Source organism: Streptomyces botrytidirepellens (assembly GCF_003721215.1).
Lineage (GTDB): Bacteria > Actinomycetota > Actinomycetes > Streptomycetales > Streptomycetaceae > Streptomyces > Streptomyces himastatinicus.
Genome location: NZ_RIBZ01000644.1, coordinates 1 through 5,237 on the forward strand (window position 1 = coordinate 1; position 5,237 = coordinate 5,237).

Sequence of the window (5,237 nt, forward strand, 5' to 3'; positions counted from 1 at the left end):
CGCCGCCGCGGTGGTGCTGGCGGGCGGGGCGCTGCCCGCACAGGCCGCGGGCGCGGCGGCGCAGCACACGTACATCGTGACGCTGCGCCAGGGGGCGTCGGCGGAATCCGGGCAGGGCAGGGGCATCGTCGAGCGGTACGGGGCGGCGGTGCGCCGTACGTACAGCAGGGCGCTGAACGGCTTCGCCGTACGGGCCGACGAGGCGCAGGCGAGGCGGCTCGCGGCGGACCCGGGGGTCGCGTCGGTGACCCGGGACGCCGAGGTGTCGCTGCGCGGTACCACCGCCGCCAGGGCGACCCAGCCCTACCCGCCGTCGTGGGGCCTGGACCGCATCGACCAGCCCGCCGGGGCGGCGCTGGACGGGGCGTACACGGCACCGGCCGGCGGCGGACGCGGGACGACGATCTACGTCATCGACTCCGGAGTGCGCACCGGTCACCGGGACTTCGGCGGCCGGGCCCGCTCCGGCTGGGACTTCGTGGACGACGACCCGGTGGCGCAGGACGGCAACGGCCACGGCACCCATGTGGCCGCGACCGCCGCGGGCACGCAGTACGGGGTGGCGAAGCGGGCGGACGTGGTCGCCGTACGGGTGCTGGACGACCGCGGGGAGGGCACCAGCGCCGAGGTGCTGGCCGGTCTGGACTGGGTGCTGCGGCACGCCCGGAAGCCGTCGGTGGTCAATCTGAGCCTGGGGTCGGCGATCGCGGGGCCCGTCCCGGAGTGGGACGCCGCGATACGGGCCGGGGTGCGCGCCGGTCTCACCTTCACGGTCGCGGCGGGCAACGCGGGCCGGTCCGCGGGCTCCTTCTCGCCGGGCCGGGTGCCGCAGGCGATCACGGTGGGCGCGACGGACCGGGCGGACCGCCGCGCGCCGTTCTCCAACTGGGGCCCGGTGGTCGACCTGTTCGCGCCCGGCGACCGGATCGTGTCGGCGTCCCCCACGAGCGATACGGCGGCGGCGACGCTGTCGGGCACGTCGATGGCGGCGCCCCATGTCGCGGGCGCGGCGGCGCTCTACCTCGCCGCCCACCGCTCGGCGAGCCCGGCCCGGGTGAGCGCGGCGCTCGCGGCGGAGTCGGCCAAGGGCGCGGTACGGAACGCGGGCCGCGGTTCGCCGAACCGGCTGCTGCGCGCGGGCGGCTGACGGAGCATCTGGCGCACGGAGCATCTGACACAACCCGAGATTGCGGTCATATCATCGGCCCCGCACGGATACGCGCGGGGCCGAGCCATGCACCCCGCGTTACGAACCGGTAGTTAACGGGAACCCGGATTGTCTCCCGGTGTCCGGTGGGAAGGCTTCCCGAACGCGCCCCCCATGGCCGACCCCATCCGCCCACCAGAGTGAACGCGGACAGGAGCTGTCATGCCCGCAACCCATCGCCCGGCGGTAAAGCCTATACAAAGGACAAAGGCCGTCGCCGACCATCAAGCGCCCTCCGCACATCAGCCCGCAACGCCGTCAGGTGATCCTATGATCGGTCGTATTCCCCTTTTGGATATCCGTCCGCTGATCGACTGCGGCCGCCGCCCCGCCAAGGCGGTGGTGGGCGAGACCTTCGAGGTCAGTGCCACCGTGTTCCGGGAGGGCCACGACGCGGTCAGCGCCAATGTCGTCCTCCGCGATCCGGCCGGACGGTCGGGGCCGTGGACCCCCCTGCGCGAACTCGCCCCCGGCACCGACCGCTGGGGCGCCGAGATCACCCCCACCGCGCCCGGCCGCTGGTCGTACACGGTCGAGGCGTGGAGCGACCCCGTCGCCACCTGGCGCCATCACGCCCGGATCAAGGTCCCGGCCGGGATCGACACCGATCTGGTGCTGGAGGAAGGCGCCAGGCTGCACGAGAGAGCCGCGGCCGGAGTGCCCAAGAACGACGGCCGGGAGGCGGTGCTCGGCGCCGTCGACGGGCTGCGCGACGAGCGCCGCCCGGTCGCCGACCGGCTCGCCGCGGCCCTCGTCCCCGACGTCACCGCCGCCCTCGACCGCCATCCGCTGCGCGAACTGGTCACCGCCTCGCGCCCGATGCCGCTCCAGGTCGAGCGGGAGCGCGCGCTGTTCGGCTCCTGGTACGAGCTGTTCCCGCGCTCGGAGGGCGCCAAGGTGGCCGAGGGGCGGCGCCCGGTCAGCGGCACGCTGCGCACCGCCGCCGAGCGGCTGCCCGCCGTCGCCGCCGCCGGGTTCGACGTCGTCTATCTGCCGCCCGTCCACCCCATCGGCACCGCCTTCCGCAAGGGTCCCAACAACACGCTCTCCGCGGGCCCCTTCGACGTCGGCTCCCCCTGGGCGATCGGCTCCCCGGACGGCGGCCACGACGCGATCCACCCCGACCTCGGCACCCTGGACGACTTCGACCACTTCGTGGCCCGGGCGCACGAGCTGCGCATGGAGGTGGCGCTCGACTTCGCGCTCCAGTGCTCGCCCGACCACCCCTGGGTCACCGAGCACCCCGAGTGGTTCCACCGGCGCGCCGACGGGACGATCGCGTACGCCGAGAACCCGCCCAAGAAGTACCAGGACATCTACCCCATCGCCTTCGACGCCGACTTCCCCGGCCTCGTCCGCGAGACCGAGCGGCTGCTGCGGTTCTGGATGTCCCACGGCGTGCGGATCTTCCGGGTCGACAACCCGCACACCAAGCCCGTGGCCTTCTGGGAGAAGGTGATCGGGGACATCAACCGCACCGACCCCGACGTCATCTTCCTCGCCGAGGCGTTCACCCGGCCCGCGATGATGAACACGCTCGGCATGATCGGCTTCCAGCAGTCGTATACGTACTTCACCTGGCGCAACGGCAAGCAGGAGCTGACCGACTACCTCACCGAGCTGTCCGGGGACGCGGCCGCCTGGATGCGGCCCAACTTCTTCGTCAACACCCCCGACATCCTGCACGCCTACCTTCAGGACGGCGGCCGCCCGGCCTTCGCGGTACGGGCCGTCCTCGCCGCCACCCTCTCCCCCACCTGGGGTGTCTACGCGGGCTACGAGCTGTGCGAGAACACCCCGCTGCGCGCCGGCAGCGAGGAGTACCTGGACTCGGAGAAGTACCAGCTGCGCCCCCGCGACTGGGCGGACGCCGAGCGTGCGGGAACCACGCTCACCCCGCTCATCACCCGGCTCAACCGGCTGCGCCGGCGGCACCCCGCCCTGCGCCGGCTGCGCAACCTGCGATTCCACCACGCGGACAACGACTCCGTCATCGTCTACTCCAAGCGCACGGGCGACTCGTGCGTGCTCACCGTCGTCAACCTGGACCCCCACCACACCCAGGAGGCGACGGTCTCGTTGAACATGCCGGAACTCGGCCTCGACTGGCACGAGTCCGTCCCGGTGCGCGACGAGCTCACCGGCGACACCTATCACTGGGGCAGGGACAACTACGTACGCCTGGAGCCTGGGCGCGACATGGCTCCCGCGCACGTGCTCTCCCTGCGACCGTCCTCACCGATCGGAGGGTCACCCACACCATGATCGTCAACGAGCCCGTACCGGACAAGTTCGAAGACACCCCCGCCAAGGACCGTGACCCCGACTGGTTCAAACGCGCCGTCTTCTACGAGGTCCTGGTGCGCTCCTTCCAGGACAGCAACGGCGACGGCATCGGCGACCTCAAGGGACTCACGGCCAAACTCGACTACCTCCAGTGGCTCGGCGTCGACTGCCTCTGGCTGCCGCCCTTCTTCGCCTCCCCGCTGCGCGACGGCGGCTACGACGTCTCGGACTACACGGCCGTACTGCCGGAGTTCGGGGATCTCGCCGACTTCGTCGAGTTCGTGGACGCCGCGCACCAGCGCGGCATGCGCGTCATCATCGACTTTGTCATGAACCACACCAGCGATCAGCATCCGTGGTTCCAGGAGTCCCGCACCGATCCGGACGGACCGTACGGCGACTACTACGTCTGGGCCGACGACGACAAGCAGTACCAGGACGCCCGCATCATCTTCGTCGACACCGAGACGTCCAACTGGACCTTTGATCCGGTACGCAAGCAGTACTACTGGCACCGCTTCTTCGCGCACCAGCCGGACCTCAACTTCGAGAACCCGGCCGTCCAGGAAGAGGTACTGGCCGCCCTGCGCTTCTGGCTGGACCTCGGCATCGACGGATTCCGGCTCGACGCCGTCCCGTATCTGTACGCGGAGGAGGGCACCAACTGCGAGAACCTCCCCCGCACCCACCAGCTCCTCAAGCGCGTCCGCGCCGAGATCGACGCCCACTACCCCGACACCGTGCTGCTGGCCGAGGCCAACCAGTGGCCGGAGGACGTCGTCGACTACTTCGGCGACTACGAGGCGGGCGGCGACGAGTGCCACATGGCCTTCCACTTCCCCGTCATGCCGCGCATCTTCATGGCGGTGCGCCGCGAATCGCGCTACCCCGTCTCGGAGATCCTCTCCAAGACCCCCGCCATTCCCTCCGGCTGTCAGTGGGGCATCTTCCTGCGCAACCACGACGAGCTGACCCTGGAAATGGTCACCGACGAAGAGCGCGACTACATGTACGCGGAGTACGCCAAGGATCCGCGCATGCGCGCCAACATCGGCATCCGGCGCCGACTCGCCCCGCTGCTGGACAACGACCGCAACCAGATCGAGCTGTTCACCGCGCTGCTGCTGTCACTGCCCGGGTCGCCGATCTTGTATTACGGCGACGAGATCGGCATGGGCGACAACATCTGGCTCGGCGACCGCGACGCCGTGCGCACCCCCATGCAGTGGACCCCCGACCGCAACGCGGGCTTCTCCTCCTGCGATCCGGGGCGGCTCTTCCTGCCGACGATCATGGACCCGGTGTACGGGTACCAGGTCACCAATGTCGAGGCGGCCATGAGCAGCCCCTCGTCGCTGCTCCACTGGACCCGGCGGATGATCGAGATCCGCAAGCAGAACCCGGCCTTCGGGCTGGGCTCCTTCACCGAGCTGCCCTCCTCCAACCCCGCCGTCCTCGCCTTCCTCCGCGAGGCCCCGCGGACCCCGGACGGGGAGGACGACCTGGTGCTGTGCGTGCACAACTTCTCGCGCTTCGCCCAGCCCACGGAGCTGGACCTCCAGTCCTTCGCGGGCCGCCACCCGGTCGAGCTGATCGGCGGCGTCCGCTTCCCCGCCATCGGCGAGCTCCCCTACCTGCTCACCCTGGCGGGCCACGGCTTCTACTGGTTCCGCCTGCGCCGCGCCGACCCCACCCCCACCCGCCCACCCCTCTGACCCGGCCCCTTCCGGGCGGCCGCGGTCCG

General features: G+C 71.1%; 3 protein-coding genes. All 3 read left to right on the forward strand.

Going from position 1 to position 5,237, the window contains the following annotated elements:
- Positions 1 to 1,147 (forward strand): S8 family peptidase (locus tag EEJ42_RS34525; protein WP_148082130.1); only part of this gene is annotated, 1,147 nt, incomplete at its 5' end.
- Between the two features lie 330 nt (positions 1,148 to 1,477).
- Positions 1,478 to 3,472, forward strand: a complete 1,995-nt coding sequence (locus EEJ42_RS34530; protein WP_123106095.1) for an alpha-1,4-glucan--maltose-1-phosphate maltosyltransferase — start codon at positions 1,478 to 1,480, stop codon at positions 3,470 to 3,472.
- Positions 3,469 to 5,208 (forward strand): maltose alpha-D-glucosyltransferase, encoded by a 1,740-nt coding sequence (gene treS, locus EEJ42_RS34535; protein WP_123106097.1) that lies wholly within the window; start codon positions 3,469 to 3,471, stop codon positions 5,206 to 5,208. The genes EEJ42_RS34530 and treS overlap by 4 nt, the downstream gene beginning before the upstream one ends.
- Positions 5,209 to 5,237: the final 29 nt, after the last annotated feature.

Coding starts and splice junctions, on each gene's coding strand:
- treS (WP_123106097.1), top strand. CDS start 3,469: ATGATCGTCAACGAGCCCGTACCGGACAAGTTCGAAGACACCCCCGCC.
- EEJ42_RS34530 (WP_123106095.1), top strand. CDS start 1,478: ATGATCGGTCGTATTCCCCTTTTGGATATCCGTCCGCTGATCGACTGC.